This is a genomic window from Pseudomonas sp. QS1027 (genome assembly GCF_002814235.1).
Classification (GTDB): domain Bacteria; phylum Pseudomonadota; class Gammaproteobacteria; order Pseudomonadales; family Pseudomonadaceae; genus Aquipseudomonas.
On record NZ_PHSU01000014.1, the window covers coordinates 81,562 to 97,255 of the forward strand.

Annotated in this window: 13 protein-coding genes; 12 read left to right on the top strand and 1 reads right to left on the bottom strand. The window is 64.9% G+C overall.

Annotated elements, in window-relative coordinates; all coding sequences use genetic code 11:
* The first annotated feature begins 129 nt into the window (after window positions 1-129).
* The 4 genes from CWE01_RS13405 to CWE01_RS13420 all read left to right on the top strand — a co-directional run bounded on the left by CWE01_RS13405 (window position 130) and on the right by CWE01_RS13420 (window position 2,558).
* Window positions 130-408, top strand: coding sequence for an acyl carrier protein (locus CWE01_RS13405; protein WP_100941008.1), 279 nt, complete (start codon window positions 130-132; stop codon window positions 406-408).
* Between the two features lie 37 nt (window positions 409-445).
* Window positions 446-1,195, top strand: coding sequence for an SDR family NAD(P)-dependent oxidoreductase (locus tag CWE01_RS13410; protein WP_100941009.1), 750 nt, complete (start codon window positions 446-448; stop codon window positions 1,193-1,195).
* A 20-nt stretch (window positions 1,196-1,215) separates the two neighbouring features.
* Window positions 1,216-2,238, top strand: a complete 1,023-nt coding sequence (locus tag CWE01_RS13415; protein WP_100941010.1) for a zinc-binding dehydrogenase — start codon at window positions 1,216-1,218, stop codon at window positions 2,236-2,238.
* 62 nt (window positions 2,239-2,300) lie between these two features.
* Window positions 2,301-2,558, top strand: a complete 258-nt coding sequence (locus CWE01_RS13420) for an acyl carrier protein (RefSeq protein WP_100941011.1) — start codon at window positions 2,301-2,303, stop codon at window positions 2,556-2,558.
* Between the two features lie 27 nt (window positions 2,559-2,585).
* Here CWE01_RS13420 and CWE01_RS13425 read toward each other — a convergent pair whose 3' ends face one another.
* Window positions 2,586-3,584: an NAD-dependent epimerase/dehydratase family protein gene (locus CWE01_RS13425; RefSeq protein ID WP_100941012.1), complete on the bottom strand. Its 999-nt coding sequence runs from the start codon at window positions 3,582-3,584 to the stop codon at window positions 2,586-2,588.
* A 178-nt stretch (window positions 3,585-3,762) separates the two neighbouring features.
* On the opposite strand from CWE01_RS13425, the gene CWE01_RS13430 reads away from it, so the two are divergent.
* From CWE01_RS13430 to ileS, 8 genes are read left to right on the top strand one after another with little or no spacing between them, the layout of a single operon-like run.
* Window positions 3,763-4,002 carry an acyl carrier protein gene (locus CWE01_RS13430; protein WP_100941013.1) on the top strand — a complete coding sequence of 80 codons (240 nt, stop codon included), beginning with the start codon at window positions 3,763-3,765 and terminating at the stop codon, window positions 4,000-4,002.
* Window positions 3,989-5,224, top strand: a complete 1,236-nt coding sequence (locus tag CWE01_RS13435) for a beta-ketoacyl synthase N-terminal-like domain-containing protein (RefSeq protein ID WP_100941014.1) — start codon at window positions 3,989-3,991, stop codon at window positions 5,222-5,224. The genes CWE01_RS13430 and CWE01_RS13435 overlap by 14 nt, the downstream gene beginning before the upstream one ends.
* Window positions 5,221-6,486 carry a hydroxymethylglutaryl-CoA synthase family protein gene (locus CWE01_RS13440; protein WP_100941015.1) on the top strand — a complete coding sequence of 422 codons (1,266 nt, stop codon included), beginning with the start codon at window positions 5,221-5,223 and terminating at the stop codon, window positions 6,484-6,486. The genes CWE01_RS13435 and CWE01_RS13440 overlap by 4 nt, the downstream gene beginning before the upstream one ends.
* Entirely contained in the window at window positions 6,483-7,250 is a 768-nt protein-coding gene (locus CWE01_RS13445) for an enoyl-CoA hydratase/isomerase (protein WP_100941016.1), read from the top strand. Before CWE01_RS13440 ends, CWE01_RS13445 begins: the two co-directional genes overlap by 4 nt.
* Window positions 7,251-7,285: 35 nt before the next feature.
* Complete coding sequence (locus tag CWE01_RS13450) at window positions 7,286-8,032, top strand: polyketide synthase (protein WP_100941017.1); 747 nt, start codon at window positions 7,286-7,288, stop codon at window positions 8,030-8,032.
* A 12-nt stretch (window positions 8,033-8,044) separates the two neighbouring features.
* Complete coding sequence (locus CWE01_RS13455) at window positions 8,045-11,641, top strand: beta-ketoacyl synthase N-terminal-like domain-containing protein (protein WP_100941018.1); 3,597 nt, start codon at window positions 8,045-8,047, stop codon at window positions 11,639-11,641.
* On the top strand, window positions 11,638-12,495 hold the full coding sequence (locus CWE01_RS13460; RefSeq protein ID WP_100941019.1) for an alpha/beta fold hydrolase: 858 nt from the start codon (window positions 11,638-11,640) through the stop codon (window positions 12,493-12,495). The genes CWE01_RS13455 and CWE01_RS13460 overlap by 4 nt, the downstream gene beginning before the upstream one ends.
* Window positions 12,496-12,541: 46 nt before the next feature.
* Window positions 12,542-15,634, top strand: a complete 3,093-nt coding sequence (ileS, locus tag CWE01_RS13465; protein WP_100941020.1) for an isoleucine--tRNA ligase — start codon at window positions 12,542-12,544, stop codon at window positions 15,632-15,634.
* Window positions 15,635-15,694 lie beyond the last annotated feature (60 nt).

A 15,694-nucleotide genomic window follows, 5' to 3' on the forward strand; every position in this document is an offset into this window, starting at 1 on the left:
GGTGGCAGCACGTGGGGGCTCTTGTACATTGCCCCCAGCAGCCGGCCATCCCTCGGGGGTCGGTTTTTTCCAGGCGGCAGTGCGACGCTGGATCGCGCTCCCCGGTTTATTGAAAGACGGAGAACGCTCTTGGACGCTATCTATTCCTTTGTCGTGAGTACCCTGTCCTCCATCTGCAAGGTCGATGAGCGCGATATCACGCCGAGCACCAACCTGTTCGCGGACCTGGGCATCGACAGCGTGGATTTTCTCGACGCGGTGTATTGCATTGACAAGCACTTCGACATCCGCATCCCCGTCGGGCAGTGGATGAGCGCGGTGAACGAGGGCAATGCGCAATTGACCGATTATTTCATCATGGAAAATTTCGTCGCGGCGATCGCCGAACGCGCCGGCGCTTCGGTTTGATCCACCTGCTCGTTTCCGGCTCGAGGGAGGAGTGTGCATGGGCAGGCGTGTCTTGATCACCGGCGGTGGCCGCGGTATCGGTGCCGGCGTCACCCGCGAGCTGGTTGCCGCCGGGCATGCCGCGCTGGTCGTGGCGCATCGTTCGACCGAGGACGCCAGCCGGCTGTGTGACGAACTCAACGATCGACACGGCGCCGGCAGTGCGCAGTGGGTCGCTTGCGACCTGGCGGATGCCGAGGCGCTGGAGGCCTTCTGTTCGACGCTGGAGGCGCGCCATGGCGACTTCGACGGCCTGGTGCATTGCGCCGGGGTCAGCCAGGACAGCCTGGCCGCCGTGGCCCCGCTCGACGTGGCCAGGAGCATGATGCAAATCAATTACTGGGCCTTCGTGCAGCTCTACCAGGCGCTGGTGCGGCCGATGTCGCTGCGTCGTTACGGGCGCATCCTGTGCATCGGCTCGGTGGCCGCCGAGCTCGGCATGCGCGGCAATGCACTGTATGCCGGGAGCAAGGCGGCGCTGCTCGGCTTCATGCGTTCGAGCATGACCGAAATCGCCGGGCGCAATATCACCATCAACTGCATCGAGCCGGGTTTTATCGACACCCGGTTGCTCGCCGACTATGAGACGCGCCGCGAGGCCATCCAGCAGTCGATTCCCGTCGGCCGTTATGGCACGCCGCAGGAGGTGGCCGGCCTGGCCGCCTTGCTGTTTTCACCGGACGGCGCCTACATCACCGGGCAGGCCCTGGTGGTCGACGGTGGCCTGTCGCGCGGTATGGCCCGCTAGTCCATTGGAAAGGAATACCTATGCAAGCGCTGCAACTGGTTGGCAAGGAGCTCCTGGAACTGCGCGAGTTGGCGCTGCCGGCCAGGCCCGCGGCGGGCCACGCGCGGTTGCGCATGGCCTATATGACCCTCAATCACCTGGACCTGTTCGGTTATCGGGGCATGGCGTTTGCCCGTCGGACATTGCCGGTGACGGTCGGCGCGGAGGGCGCCGGGCTGGTCACCGAGGTCGGCGAGGGGCTTGACCGGCAAGCGATCGGGCAGGCCATGGCGATCTATCCCAGCGTGTATTGCGGTCGCTGCCCGGCCTGCGTGGCCGGTCGGGAAAACCTCTGTGCCGATTCGCCGGGGGTCATGGGTTTCCACTGCGACGGCGTCGCCGCCGAATATGTCGATGTGCCCTGGCGCATGCTGGTGCCGGTGCCCGCGGGGGTCGCCCTGGAGCAGGCGGCCTGCGCGCCGGTGACCTTCGCCACGGTGCACCACATGCTGGTCGACAACGCGCGGCTGGCTGCCGGCGAAACGCTGCTGGTCCAGGCCGGCGGCAGCGGCATCGGTTCGTTGGCGATCCGCCTGGCAAGGCATATCGGTGCGACGGTCTTCACCACCGTCGGCCATCCGGACAAGATCGAGCCGGCCCGGGCCCTGGGTGCCGAACACGTTATCGACTACCGCCAGGAGCGCTTCCTGCGGGTGATTCGCGAAGTGACCGAGCGCCGTGGCGTCGATGTGGTCTTCGAGCATGTCGGCGCCGACACCTGGGAGCAAAGCCTGTTGAGCCTGGCGCGGGGCGGACGCCTGGTGATCTGCGGCTCGACCACGGGCGTGGAGGCCACGACCAATCTCATGCACCTGTTCAATCAGCAGATCCGCATCCTCGGTTCCTTCGGTGCGCCGGTTTCCGGGTTGCGGGCTTCGCTGGACCTGATCCGCCAGGGCGTGGCCCCGGTGATCGACTCGATCCTGCCCCTGAGCGGCTTCGAAAGCGGGCTGCGGCGCCTGCGCGAGCGGGATGTGTTTGGCAAGATCGTTCTGAAATTCTGATCGGCAGTGGCGCTTCCCGCGTCGCTGTCGCTTCTTTTTGCACTAGAACCAGGAGGTGAACAATGGAAGGCAGCCTTGCGTTGCAGACGGTCAGTGAGTTGATCCGGGAATTGAAACTCCCCGGCCAGGCCCAGACACCCATCGAGGCGGCGACCCGACTCCAGGGCGAACTGGGTATCGATTCCCTGCACAAGCTGATTCTTTTGACGCGTTTGCAGGAACAGTCGAATTTCGAGTTCGCCCAGCTCAACGCCGGGGCGGGCGGGTTCGAGTTCCACACCGTCGGCGATCTGGTGGATCTGCTGGTGGCACACGGATAGTTTTCGCGGGGGCCGGGTTGCCGGCCCTCAGGTCAATGAACGCAGGGTGTCGGCGATGCTCTGTTCCAGCGGCCGATAGTGCAGGTTGAAGCGGCGCCTGGCGCGACTGTCGTCGAACTGGCGGCGTACGCCGAGGTTCTGTTGCAGATAGCGCCGTGACAATTGCGGGTTGAACAGGGCGCCGAGGTACACCAGCCAGTCCGGCGCGCGCCGTTGCGGTGCCTTGCTGTCGGGGAACTGCTGCTTGATGGCGGCGGCCAGGGCCAGCATCGACATCTCGTGGCCGGGCACGATGAAGCGGCCCCGTACCTGGTCGTCGAGGGCGGCGCGCACGTGGAGGTCGGCGAGGTCGCGGACGTCGACGAAATGAAAGTTCAGGTCGGGGCAGGCGGGGGTCTTGCCGCTGTGCAGGTCTTGCAGGATTGCCACGCTGCTATGGGCATGCCGCGGATCGCGAACCGGTCCGATGATCACCGATGGATTGATGCAGACCAGTCGCCGGTCCGGCGCCGTTTCCTCGAAGGCGGCCGCGACGATCTGCTCGGCGACGGTCTTGGAATACCAGTAGGGGTCGCTCGCTTCCAGCGGCTGGCGGTTCCAGTCGGCCTCGCTGAAGGTGTAGTCGGCCGGTTTGTCCGGCGACAGGATCGCCGCCATCGATGAGGTATGCACCAGGCTGCGCACGCTGGGCGCCTGCTGGACGCCACGGACCACGGCGTGGGTCCCGTCGATGTTCATCTCCAGGGTCTGCTTCCACAGTCGGGAACCCGGCCGGGCATTGTTGGTGACGCTCGCCGCGCAATGGATCACCGCATCGCAGCCCAGGAACGGATTGTCCTCGGTCGTGCCCTGGGCCAGGTCGTGCCGGCGCAGGATCAGGGCCGGTTGCGCGGCGGCCAGCCAGCGCAGGTGCGCGGTCTCGTGGCGGAACAGGGCGGTGACTGTGCAGCCTTGCTCCAGCAGGTTCTCGACGATATGGCTGCCGAGGAAGCCCGAGGCTCCGGTAACGCAGACGTGTTGGGACATGGCGGGCTTCCTGGGCCGTGGCGACCGGTCGGTTATCGATGGGTCCGACGGTATAGCGCAGCTTTCGGCCGCTGCCTACTACAAGGTCTTATAGGTTTCGCCGCCGGGGTGATCGGCTAAGTTAGGCAGCAGAACCATCCCCGCAGCGACCGGATGAACCGGCTAAAGGATTGAGATGATGACCCAGGCCGAAGTCTTCGAATTGCTTGTCAAACATACTCGCGAGGTCATTCCCGGGCTCGAACAGCGCCAATTCGAATGGCAGGATCGCCTGGTGGACCTGGGGGCCAATTCGGTCGACCGGGTCGAGATCGTCGCCATGACCCTGAGTTCGCTGGCGCTGCGCCTGCCGCTGGTCAAGACCCAGGGCGCGAACAATATCGGCGAACTGGCCGAGTTGCTGCATGAGCGCCTCTGAGGCCGAATCGCTCATGGTGAGCGGCCTGGGGGTGACCTCGGCAATTGGCACCGGCAAGGCCGATTTCCTTGAGGCGCTGCTGGCCGGCAAGCACGCGTTCTCGCTGATGCGGCGCCCGGGGCGGCAGCTCGACAGCACCTTTATCGGTGCCGAAATAGGCGGCGAGACACTCGGCGACGAGTCGCCCGGTGGTTCCCGTGGCCTGTCGTTCTCGGCCCGGGTCGCCTTGGCGACGCTGGCCGAGGCCTGGCAGGATGCGCGTCTCGACGAGGTGGACCCGGCCCGTATCGGCCTGGTCATCGGCGGCTCGAACTTCCAGCAGCGCGCCATCGAACAGGCCCACGCCCCCTGCGCCTTGCAGCCGTATTTCATCAAGCCCAGCTACGCCATGCAGTTTCTCGACACCGACCTGTGCGGCGTGTGCACCGAGCATTTCGCTATTCGCGGCTTTGCCTACACCCTGGGCGCGGCGTCGGCCAGCGGCCAGATGGCGGTGATCCATGCGGCGCAGACGGTGCGCTCCCAGGATGTCGATGTGTGCATCGCGCTGGCGCCGGTCATGGACCTTTCCTATTGGGAATGCCACGGCTTCCGTTCGCTGGGGGCGATGGGCTCCGACCGTTTCGCCGAGTCGCCGGCGCTGGCTTGCCGGCCGTTCGACCGTGATCGCGATGGCTTTATCTATGGCGAGTCGAGTGCCGCGGTGATCATCGAGAGTGCGGCCAGCGCCAGGCGCAGGGGGATCTCGCCCTATGCGCGGATCGCCGGCTGGTCGGTGGCCATGGACGGCAACCGCAACCCCAACCCGTCCTTCGACGGCGAGACCGGGGTGATTCGCCAGGCCCTGGGCCGGGCCGGCTGGCACGCGCGGCAAGTGGACTACATCAATCCCCATGGCAGCGGCTCGGTGGTGGGCGATGAAACCGAGTTGCGGGCGCTGGCCGATTGCGGGCTGCGCGACGCGCCGATCAATGCCACCAAGTCCCTGACCGGCCACGGCCTGGCGTCGGCCGGCATGGTCGAGACCATCGCCTCGCTGTTGCAGATGCGGGCCGGCCAACTGCATCCCAATCGCAACCTGGAGCACCCGCTGGACCCGGGCTTCGCCTGGGCCGGCAATCAGGCCCAAAGCCATTCGATCCAGTGCGCGCTGAACCTCAGTTTCGGCTTTGGCGGGATCAATACAGCCCTGTGTCTGGAAAATTCGGGAGCGCTGTCATGACAAGGCAAGTCGGTATCGAAGCGATGAACGTGTACGGCGGCGCCGCCTGCCTGGATGTCACCGAGCTGGCCCGGCATCGCAAGCTCGATGCCCAGCGTTTCGGCAATCTGCTGATGAAGGAAAAGAGCGTGGCGCTGCACAGCGAAGATCCGGTGACCTTTGCCGTGAACGCCGCCAAGCCGCTGATCGATGCCTTGAGCCCCGAGGAGCGGGACCGGATCGAACTGGTGATTACCTGTACCGAGTCGGGTATCGACTTCGGCAAGTCGATCAGTACCTATGTCCACGATTACCTGGGGCTGAAGAGGAATTGCCGGGTCTTCGAACTCAAGCAGGCCTGTTATTCCGGGACCGCGGGTTTTCACAGCGCGGTGCAGTTCATCCTCTCCGGCACCTCGCCCGGGGCCAAGGCGCTGGTGGTGGCGGTGGACCTGTGCCGCTTCCTGATGATCGGCCAGGGTGGCGCCGAGTCCCAGGACTGGGCGTTTTCCGAGCCCAGCGGCGGTGCGGGGGCCGTGGCGATGCTGATCAGCGACCAGCCCCATGTGTTCAGCCTGGATGTCGGGGCCAGCGGTTACTACAGCTTCGAGGTCATGGACACCTGCCGGCCGGAGCCGGATAACGAGGCCGGTGATGCCGACCTGTCGCTGATGTCCTACCTCGACTGCTGCGAGCAGACGTTCAACGAATATCGCCTGCGGGTCGAGGATATCGACTATGCCAAGAGCTTTGACTACCTGGCGTTTCACACGCCGTTCGGGGGCATGGTCAAGGGCGCGCACCGGCTGATGATGCGCAAGTTCGCCCCCCGCGACCCCCAGGCCGTGGAAGCGGATTACCAGCAGCGGGTGGCGCCGGGGCTGGCGTTCTGCCAGCGGGTCGGCAATATCATGGGGGCGACGATGTTCCTGTCCCTGGCCGGCATCATCAGCAGCGCGCGCTTCGATTCGCCACGGCGTATCGGCTGTTTTTCCTATGGCTCGGGCTGCTGTTCGGAGTTCTTCAGCGGCACGATTACCCCACGCAGCCACGAACACCTGACGGTCCAGGCGATTGATCGGCAACTCGACAATCGCTACCGCTTGAGCCTGGTGGAGTACGAATCGATCCTGCAGGGCAATGACGCGGTGCGTTTCGGCACCCGCGACCGCCAGGTGGCCTGTCCGGTGACCCGCAGCGTGGTGGCCGCGGGCGGCTTGTCCGGCAAGCTGTTGTTGACCGCCATCAGCGGCTATCACCGCGAATACAGCTTTCAGCCATGAACTTCCAGGCCATCGAGTTTCGTAGCGAGGGGCCCTTGGCGTTCCTGCGCTTCAATCGCCCCGAGGCGAGGAACACGATCAATCGGCAGATGGTCGACGAGTGTCTGTTCGTCCTCGAGCATTGCCAGGCCCATTCGACGGTGCTGACCCTGGAGGGCAGCCCGCAGGTGTTCTGTTTCGGCGCGGACTTCCAGGGCATGCATGACGATGCCTTGCGCGGCGCCAGTGAAGAGCATCAGCCGCAGCGGCTCTACGAGATCTGGGAGCGGATGGTCAGCGGTTCATTTATCACGATCTGTCATGTGCGCGGCCAGGTGAACGCCGGGGGCATGGGGTTTGTGGCGGCCAGCGACATCGTGTTGAGCCATACCGAGGCGCGCTACAGCCTTTCCGAGCTGATTTTTGATGTGATGCCGGCCTGTGTCCTGCCGTTCCTGGTGCGCCGGGTGGGCTTCCAGCACGCCCACTACCTGACGTTGACGACGCAGGCCATCGATGCCCGCCAGGCCAGCCTCTGGGGCCTGGTGGATGAATGCGGCGAGGACAGCGAGGAGCTGCTGCGCAAGCAGTTGCTGCGGCTGCGGCGTCTGTCCAAGCACGGTATCGGCCAATACAAGGCCTATATGAATCGCCTTTCGCCCCTGCCGCTGGAGGCCCGGGACATGGCGATACGGCAGAACCACGAGGTCTTCAGCAATCAGCGCACGCTGGACAATATCAATCGGTATGTCAGCCACGGTCTGTTTCCCTGGGAAAACGACTGAGGGACCGGGTGTGCCCCCAAGAGCGAGGATCAGCCATGACAAACGTCGTCGACTTTGTCGAGCGTGAGGATGGAGTGGTGGTCTTGACACTCCAGGACCGCGAACACAAGAACACCTTCACTCCGGCGCTACTCGACGGCCTGATGCAGGCCTATGGGCGGATCAATGCGAGCACGCACTACCGCGCCGTGGTGCTGACCGGCTACGACAGTTTTTTCTGCAGCGGCGGCACCCGCGAGGGCCTGGAGGCCTTGAACCAGACGCGCGGCGACTTCACCGACGCGAATGTCTACAGCCTGGCGCTGGAATGCCCGATCCCGGTGATCGCTGCGATGCAGGGCCATGCCATCGGCGGGGGCTGGGTCATGGGCTTGTTCTGCGATGTGGTGGTGTTGTCCCGGGAGAGCCTGTACACCGCCAACTTCATGAAGTACGGCTTCACCCCCGGCATGGGCGCGACCCATATCCTGCCGACCCGGCTGGGCCAGAGCCTGGGCAATGAAATGCTGCTGGGAGCCCAGAGCTACAGCGGCGCGGCGCTGCAGCAGCGCGGTGTGCCGTTCACGGTACTGCCCCGCAGCGAAGTGCTGGCCTATGCCCTGGACCTGGCGGCGGAGCTGGCCGACAAGCCGCGCTTGTCGCTGGTCACGCTCAAGCACCATCTGAACCGCGAGCTGCGCGCGGCCCTGCCGGACGTGATCGAAAGGGAGCTGGCGATGCATGCACTGACCATGCACCAGCCGGAAGTGGGCGTGCGGATTTCAACCTTGTTCGGTCGTTGAGAGGATAAGCGGATGACGGTCAAAGGGATTCTGGACGAGCTTCGCGAAGGCCGGCTGACGCTCGAGCAGGCCAGGTCGCGCTTGCAGCAGTTGCAGGCGCCGGGCCCGTTGGCGGCGGTGCAAGAGGCGCCGCAGACTTCGAGCAACGATATCGACGATATCGCCATTATCAGCATGGCCGGGCGCTTTCCACGGGCCGCCAGCGTCGAGCAGTTCTGGGACAACCTGCGGGCCGGCGTCGACGGCATCACCGAGGTGCCCAAGGGCCGCTGGGACCCGGACCAGTACTTTTCCGCGCAGAAGGGTGCGCCGGGCAAGGCCTATTGCCGTTGGGGCGGTTTTATCGACGATGTCGACCGCTTCGACCCGGTGTTCTTCGGTATTTCGCCACGCGAAGCCCAGTTGATGGATCCCCAGGAACGCCTGTTGCTCCAGGTGGCCTGGACCCTGTTCGAGCGCATCGGCTACACCCGCGCGCACCTGGGCGCGGCCTATGGCGGCGAGGTCGGGGTGTTTACCGGTTCGATGTACCAGCAGTACCACGCCTTCGACACGGACCTGCCGAGGAAGGCCGCCATCGCCATGTCGTCCAATGCGAGCATGGCCAACCGTATTTCGCATTTCTTCAACCTGTCGGGCCCCAGCCTGGCGCTCGACACCATGTGTTCCTCCGCGGCCACGGCGCTGCACCTGGCCTGTGAAAGCCTGCGCCATGGCACGTGCCGGATGGCGCTGGTGGGGGCGGCGAACCTGTCGATCCACCCGTTCAAGTACATCGCCCTGTGCCAGGCCCAGTTGCTTGCCAGCGACCCCTCGGTGCGGGCCTTCGGGCAAACCGACGGTTTCCTCCCGGGCGAGGTGGTCGGCGCGGTGTTGCTCAAGCCCTTGCGCCAGGCCATCGCCGACGGCGATCCGATCGTCGCGCTGATCAAGTCCAGCGCCGTCAGTCACAAGGGCTATACGCCAGGGTTCAGCGTGCCGAGTGCCGAGGCCGTGCAGAACCTGCTGACGCGGCACTTCCAGGCGGCCGGGGTGGACGCCGCGACGGTGGATTATGTCGAGACCTCGGCATCGGGCGCCGATCTCGGCGATGTGGCCGAGTTCCAGGCCCTGCGGGCGGTCTATGGCCAGCGCCACGCGCAACTGCCGCTGTGCCATACCGGTTCGGTCAAGTCCAATATCGGCCATGCCGAGGCGGCGATCGGCATTGCCCAACTGATCAAGGTCGCCTGCCAACTGCGGGACAAGGTGCGTGTGCCGTCGATCCGGCTCGATCCCCTCAACCCCGGGGTGCGCGCCGATGAAGTGCCGCTGCGGGCCCAGCGCAGCCTGGAGCCCTGGGCGCATCCCAGCGACACGCTGTCGCCGACGGACTGGGCGACGCCTCGGCGTGCGGCGATCCATACCTTCGCGGCGGGTGGCAGCAACGCGCATATCCTGCTGGAGGAGTATCGCCCGGCCGTGGGGGCCGACGAGCCGCTGATCGAGCAGGCCGACAGCGGCCCGTGGCTGCTGGTATTTTCCGCCGCCACGCCGGAGCGCCTGCAACGACTGGTCGGGGAGATGCGCCAGGCCCTGGCGGCGCTCGCGCCCGTCAACCTCGGTGATCTCGCCCATACCCTGGCCGAGGGCCGGGAAGCCCTGGCCTGTCGGATCGCCTGGGTCTTGCCGCAGGCGCAGGCGCTGGATGATTCGTTGCGCGAGGCCGGGGCGTTTCTGGCCGAACCGCATGGGGGCCTTGAGACCGCCCGGTTCCAGTACGCCTATCTCGATGCGCTCGACCCGCTCGCGGTAGCGCCCCGGGTGTCATTGACCCTCGACGAGCAGGCGGCGGCCTGGGTGCGTGGCGAGATCAGCCTGCAAAGCGCCCGGGGCGCTTCGCGCAATGGCGGCGGCCGGCGGATCCTGGCACTGCCGACCTATCCCTTCGCCAACCAGCTCTGCTGGTTGCCCGTCTCGGTGCCGACGACCCTGGCTGAATCCGAGCCGACGCCTGAGGCAACGGCGTCCGAGCCTCTCGACGACTCGATCGAGACGCTGGTCCGTGAACAGATTGGCGCCCTGACGCAGATCGAGCCGCAGGCGTTGCAGTTGGGCAAGGCGCTGCTCGAATATGGGCTGAACTCGGTGACCATGATGGTGCTGTCCTCGTGCCTGTGCCAGGCATTTGCGGTCGCGGACGAAAACCGTGACGGCAGTCGCCTCGCGCAATGTCGCACGGCCAGTGAAATGATTACCCTGCTGGCCGGGCTGGCGCCGGACCCGGTCGCCGAACCGGCAGCCCGGGACGAGTCGCCGCTGAACCTCGCGGCGCCGGTCGAGACGCCGTATATCGCCTCCGAGCACTTGCAGCTTTACCACCGCAATGGCTATGCCTTTGCTTTCGCCAATGACGCCCCGGCCGCCATCGCCAGCCTGTCTGCCGGCAAGCGCGGTGTCGTGGTGGGGGCGGGGCCGGCGGGCCTGGTGGCGGCGCTGACGCTGGCGGCAAACGGCTACGACGAAGTGCTGGTGGTGGAAAAGCGCACCGCGATCAATCGCATGCAGATGGTCACGCTGTACCGTCACACCTTGCCGTATCTCAAGCGCATCGGCGTGCTGGACGCGGTCGTGCGTCGGGCCTCGCCGATTGCCCGGCACGACTTCTACCTGAATATGGCCGGGCGCCGTACCCGTTATTACTCTCGCCAGTTGCCGCCGGGTGTCCTCGACAGCATCGATCCGCAGCTGGGGTACGGCGATGAAGCGATTGCCGAGCTGTTTGTCGGCGAGTCGGTCATGGCGATTTCCCTGGCGGACTTGCAGGACGTGCTGATGGAAGTCGCGCTCGCCCGGGGTGTGCGCTTCATGGCCGACCGGCAGGCGACGGTGGTGGCCGATGAGCGGGTCGAGAACACCTGGCAACTGCTGCTGGGCGAGCACGGCCATGAGCCGTCGCGTCGCCTTGGCGCGGATCTCCTGGTCCTCGCGGACGGTGCCCGTAGCCAGGTGGCCCAGGCGGCGGGTATCGACTATGGGTTCTGTGACTCGACCCGTGCCGAAAGCTGGTACGTCTATCACTGTGCCAGTCGCCTGGACACTTCGTGGTTGAACTACGAGTTCTCCTTCGACCAGGCCGGCCATCTCGACCACTGCGCCTTCGGCCTGGCCTACCCACGGCGCAACGAGTTTGGCGTGGCGTTCTACAGCAGCCGCGAGACGTTGCCCGAGCTTGCGTTGTTCAACGAGAAAGCCGATTTTTTTGCCCGCTCCTGGGGCGTCGGCCATGACGGCATGAACTGGCTGACTCAGCGTATCGAAGTGCGCCAGAGCCTGGCGCAGCGCGTGCAGCAGGGCAATCTGCTGCTGGTCGGCGACGCCGCCGGTACCGGCTCGCCGAACGCCGGGCTGGGCTCGGGCCTGGCGATTTCCGCCTACGGCTGGGCCCTGGACGAGTACTGCCGGCGGGCGCGGCATGACCGCGAGGCGGCCGGCGAGTTTTATCAGACCACGGCCAGCCGCTACCCCCTGGCCTGGCAACAGCGCTCGGCGCTGATCTGGGATGAAATTCTCGGCTTGGCCGGCAGCCCCGTGCCGGCGCGGGAGATCGGTCGGAGAACCGGAACATGACCTTGACCACCCACGATGGCCTGGTGCTGGAGGTGCTGAGCACCCGGTCGCAACCTTCTACGCTGGTGTTCGTCAACGCCCTGGGGATCGGCAGCGCCGTGACCGCCGGGCTCGCCGCTGCATTGCAGGCAGCCGGCCTGGGTTTTGTCACCTGGGACCGTCGTGGCCTGCCGGGTGCCTACGACACGCGTTTTCGCGAGTATCGGCTGGCGGACCAGGTCAGCGACCTGGAGCAACTCTTCGAGCAGCTGCCACCGGGACCTGTGGTGCTGGCCGCCTGGTGCACCGGGATCAACACCGCACTGGCCTTTGCCCATAAATGGCCAGAACGGGTCCAGGCGTCGGTGCTGTTCAACAGTCCGAATTTTTTCGAAAGCCGCTACAGCGGTGTCGCCGGTGATGCGATTGGCAAGGTCAGCCGCATCCTGGTGGAGGACGAGTCCAAGCTGGAATTTCTCTACCACACCATCTTCGCCAGCAACACCGAGCAGGCCGGAGCCCGCCTGACCGGCCTGGGCGATGAACATATCCGCGGCCTGGTGGAGGCACCGTTCAAGAGCGGGCCCGAGGCCCTGTTGCGCTATATGCACCTGATCCGGGGCGCCGGCGAACCCCGGGTCGATGCGTCATGGTGTTCGGCCATCACGGTGCCGACCCTGGTGGTCGGAGGCCGGCAGGACTCCATGGTGGCCTTCGAGGATTCCCTCAACCTGGCGCGCATTTTACCCCGGGGTCGGTCCCGGATCATGGACGGGTGGGGGCACTACAACCTTTTCACCGATACACAGGAGACGGTGACTGAGGTTATCCTGCCGTTTCTCGAAACGCTGGACGCGTTCGGTCAACGTCGCTGAAACGGGTGGCGTTCGGTTCTTTGGATTTTATCGACAGGTGTGGCTGATGAGTACGGAAGGAAGTGGGCCGGTCAGGTTTCCGGCAATGGAAGATGCGGTGCTTGAACGCTGGGAAAAGGAAAAGACGTTCGAGAAGTCCATCAGTGCGCGCGAAGGCAAGCAGGTCTATGTCTTTTATGACGGTCCTCCGTTCGCCACCGGGCTGCCCCATTACGGTCATATTCTCACTTCCTATATCAAGGACGTCATTCCGCGCTACCAGACCATGCTCGGCAAGCAGGTGCCCAGGCGTTGGGGCTGGGACTGCCACGGGCTGCCGGTCGAGTTCGAAGTCGAGAAGGCCCTGGGCTTCAAGTCCAAGCGCGACATCCTCGACTTCGGCGTCAGCGAGTTCAACGATGCCTGCAAGGGCCTGGTGCTCAAGTACGCGGACGACTGGCGGGCCTTTGTCAATCGGATGGGCCGCTGGGTGGATTTCGACGGCGCCTACAAGACGATGGACAACGACTACATGGAATCCGTGCTCTGGGGCTTCAAGACCCTGCACGACAAAGGCCATGTCTACGAAGGCGGCAAGATCGTGCCGTACTGCGTGCGTTGCCAGACAGTCCTGTCGAACTTCGAAGCGCGCCTGGACGATGCGTTCCGGCCACGGCGCGACATGTCCGCCTATGTGAAATTCAAGGAGCAGGGCAGCGCCAACAGCTATTTCCTCGCCTGGACGACCACCCCCTGGACCCTGCCGGCGAACGTCGCCCTGGCCGTGGCGGCCGACCAGAACTATGTCTGCATCGAGCATGAGGAGGAGCGCCTGTGGCTGGCCGAAGGTTGCCTCGGCGGCCTGTTCGACGAGCCCGTGATCGTTGAGCGCTGTACCGGGGCCGAGCTTGCCGGCCGGCGTTATGTGCCGGTGATCGGCGAGGCCATCGATCCCCTGGCCTATCGTCTGGTCACCGCGGATTTCGTGCAGATGGGCGACGGCTCCGGCATCGTCCATATCGCCCCGGCGTTCGGTGAGGACGATGCCTTGCTCGGCCAGCAGTACGAACTGCCGGCGCCCAATCCGGTGCGCGATGACGGCACGTTCGCCGACTCGGTGCCGGCTTACGCGGGGCAGAACATCTTCGAAGCGACGCCACGCATCCTCGCCGACCTGAAAAAAGCCGGCCTGTTGTTCAAGCAGGAACAGATCGAGCACAACTATCCGCACTGCTGGCGTTGTGACAATCCGTTGATCTACCGCGCGGTGGAGTCCTGGTTTATCCGCGCCTCGGCCTTGCGCGAGCAACTGGTGGAAAACAACAGCCGGGTCAACTGGGTGCCCGAGCATGTGAAGGAAGGGCGCTTCGGCGACTGGATTCGCAATGCCCGTGACTGGGCGGTGTCGCGCAACCGCTTCTGGGGCGCACCGATCCCGGTCTGGCGTTGCGACCAGTGTCCGACGATCGAGGTCATGGGCAGCATTGCCGATATCGAACGCCGCTCCGGGCACAAGGTCGAGGACCTGCACGTGCCACACATCGACCAGCATAAATTTGCCTGCCAGGCCTGCGACGGCACCATGAGCCGGGTGACCGGGGTGTTCGACTGCTGGTTCGAGTCGGGCGCGATGCCGTTCGCCAGTCGGCACTATCCGTTCGAGAACAAGCTCGAGTTCGAGAACACCTTTCCTTCGGACTTCATTGTCGAATACCTGGCGCAGACCCGCGGCTGGTTCTACACGATGATGGTCATCTCCACCGGTTGCTTCGGCCAGAATCCGTTCAAGAATGCCATGTGCCATGGTGTCATCCTGGCCAAGGACGGGCGCAAGATGTCCAAGCGCCTGAAGAACTATCCCAACCCGATGGAGCTGATGCAGGTCCACGGTTCGGATGCCTTGCGCGTGGCCTTGCTGGCCTCGCCGGTGTGCAAGGGCGAGGACATCAAGTTCAGCGAGGAGTCGGTCCGCGATGTGGTGCGGCGCTTCCACCTGTTGTTCTGGAACTGCCTGCAGTTCTACAAGACCTTCACCGAGATCGATGGCTTCGTGCCGACGGGCGATCTGGCCCAGGCCCGTGACAACGTCCTCGATCACTACCTGCTGCACGAGCTGGCGGTGCTGGAGACGGACATCGGGGTCTGGATGGAGTCGCTGGACTTTTCCAAGATATATGCGCGCATCGAAGTCTTCATCAATGTCCTGAGCACCTGGTACCTGCGTTTGAACAAGCCGCGTATCTGGCGCGAGGGGCTCGATGCCGACAAGCGCCAGTGCTACGAGGTGCTGCATTACAGCCTGTCGAACTTCGCCCGCTTGCTGGCGCCGTTCATGCCGTTCCTGGCCGAGGCGGTGTTCACCGAGCTGGGCTATGAGGGCTCGGTGCATCTGGAAGACTGGCCGCGGATTGACCGCCAGTACGTGTCCCACGAACTGGCGGGGGAAATGAGCAGCCTGCGTAACCTGGTCGCCTGCGTGCGTAATGTGCGGGAAACCAACTCGGTCTCGCAGAAGTTTCCGTTGCGCAGCATCCGCGTGGCGGGTATCGAGGCCGCGGTACTGGAGCGTTATGCGCAGTTCCTCCAGGAAGAGCTCAACGTCAAGCAGGTCGAATGGGCTGGCGATGCCGGCGCATGGGCCGAGCCGGTGGTGGTGCTGACCTTCTCGTTACTCGGCAAGCGCCTGGGGCAGGCGATGAAAACCGTGACCGGTGCGGTCAAGTCCGGCAACTACCGGATCGAGGACGATGGGGCGCTGGTCGCCGCCGGCGAGCGGATCCTGCCCCATGAGTTCGAACGCCGCCTGACGGTGCGCGACAACCAGAGCAACGTCGGCATCGTCGAGAACATGGTGGTCTGGCTGGACCTGGATATCGATGCCTCGCTCAAGCGCGAGGGGGCGGTGCGCGAGCTCAATCGACGGTTGCAGGACCTGCGCAAGCAAGCGCGCCTGGGTTACACCGAGAAGGTCGATATTGCCGTGCTCGGGGGCGCCTATGTGGACGAGATCCTGGTCCATCACGGCGACTGGCTCAAGGGCCAGCTCCTGGCCTTGAATGTCTTGCGCAGCGACCTGGAGGATGCCCTGGCGGTGGATGAGGTCGAGCTGCCGGAAGGCGACCCGGTGCGTATCCAGCTGCGGCGTACCGCCCAGGCCTGACGCAGCCGGCCGATACCGTCGCCCCGGGATTGAAGGGCGACGGTCCGGTTGCCGTGGAGG

Excerpts from the sequence above, each read along its gene's own strand:
- CWE01_RS13430 (WP_100941013.1), top strand. The coding sequence starts at position 3,763 with ATGACCCAGGCCGAAGTCTTCGAATTGCTTGTCAAACATACTCGCGAG.
- CWE01_RS13410 (WP_100941009.1), top strand. The coding sequence starts at position 446 with ATGGGCAGGCGTGTCTTGATCACCGGCGGTGGCCGCGGTATCGGTGCC.
- CWE01_RS13435 (WP_100941014.1), top strand. The coding sequence starts at position 3,989 with ATGAGCGCCTCTGAGGCCGAATCGCTCATGGTGAGCGGCCTGGGGGTG.
- CWE01_RS13445 (WP_100941016.1), top strand. The coding sequence starts at position 6,483 with ATGAACTTCCAGGCCATCGAGTTTCGTAGCGAGGGGCCCTTGGCGTTC.
- CWE01_RS13460 (WP_100941019.1), top strand. The coding sequence starts at position 11,638 with ATGACCTTGACCACCCACGATGGCCTGGTGCTGGAGGTGCTGAGCACC.
- CWE01_RS13425 (WP_100941012.1), bottom strand. The coding sequence starts at position 3,584 with ATGTCCCAACACGTCTGCGTTACCGGAGCCTCGGGCTTCCTCGGCAGC.
- CWE01_RS13455 (WP_100941018.1), top strand. The coding sequence starts at position 8,045 with ATGACGGTCAAAGGGATTCTGGACGAGCTTCGCGAAGGCCGGCTGACG.
- CWE01_RS13420 (WP_100941011.1), top strand. The coding sequence starts at position 2,301 with ATGGAAGGCAGCCTTGCGTTGCAGACGGTCAGTGAGTTGATCCGGGAA.
- CWE01_RS13450 (WP_100941017.1), top strand. The coding sequence starts at position 7,286 with ATGACAAACGTCGTCGACTTTGTCGAGCGTGAGGATGGAGTGGTGGTC.
- ileS (WP_100941020.1), top strand. The coding sequence starts at position 12,542 with ATGAGTACGGAAGGAAGTGGGCCGGTCAGGTTTCCGGCAATGGAAGAT.
- CWE01_RS13415 (WP_100941010.1), top strand. The coding sequence starts at position 1,216 with ATGCAAGCGCTGCAACTGGTTGGCAAGGAGCTCCTGGAACTGCGCGAG.
- CWE01_RS13440 (WP_100941015.1), top strand. The coding sequence starts at position 5,221 with ATGACAAGGCAAGTCGGTATCGAAGCGATGAACGTGTACGGCGGCGCC.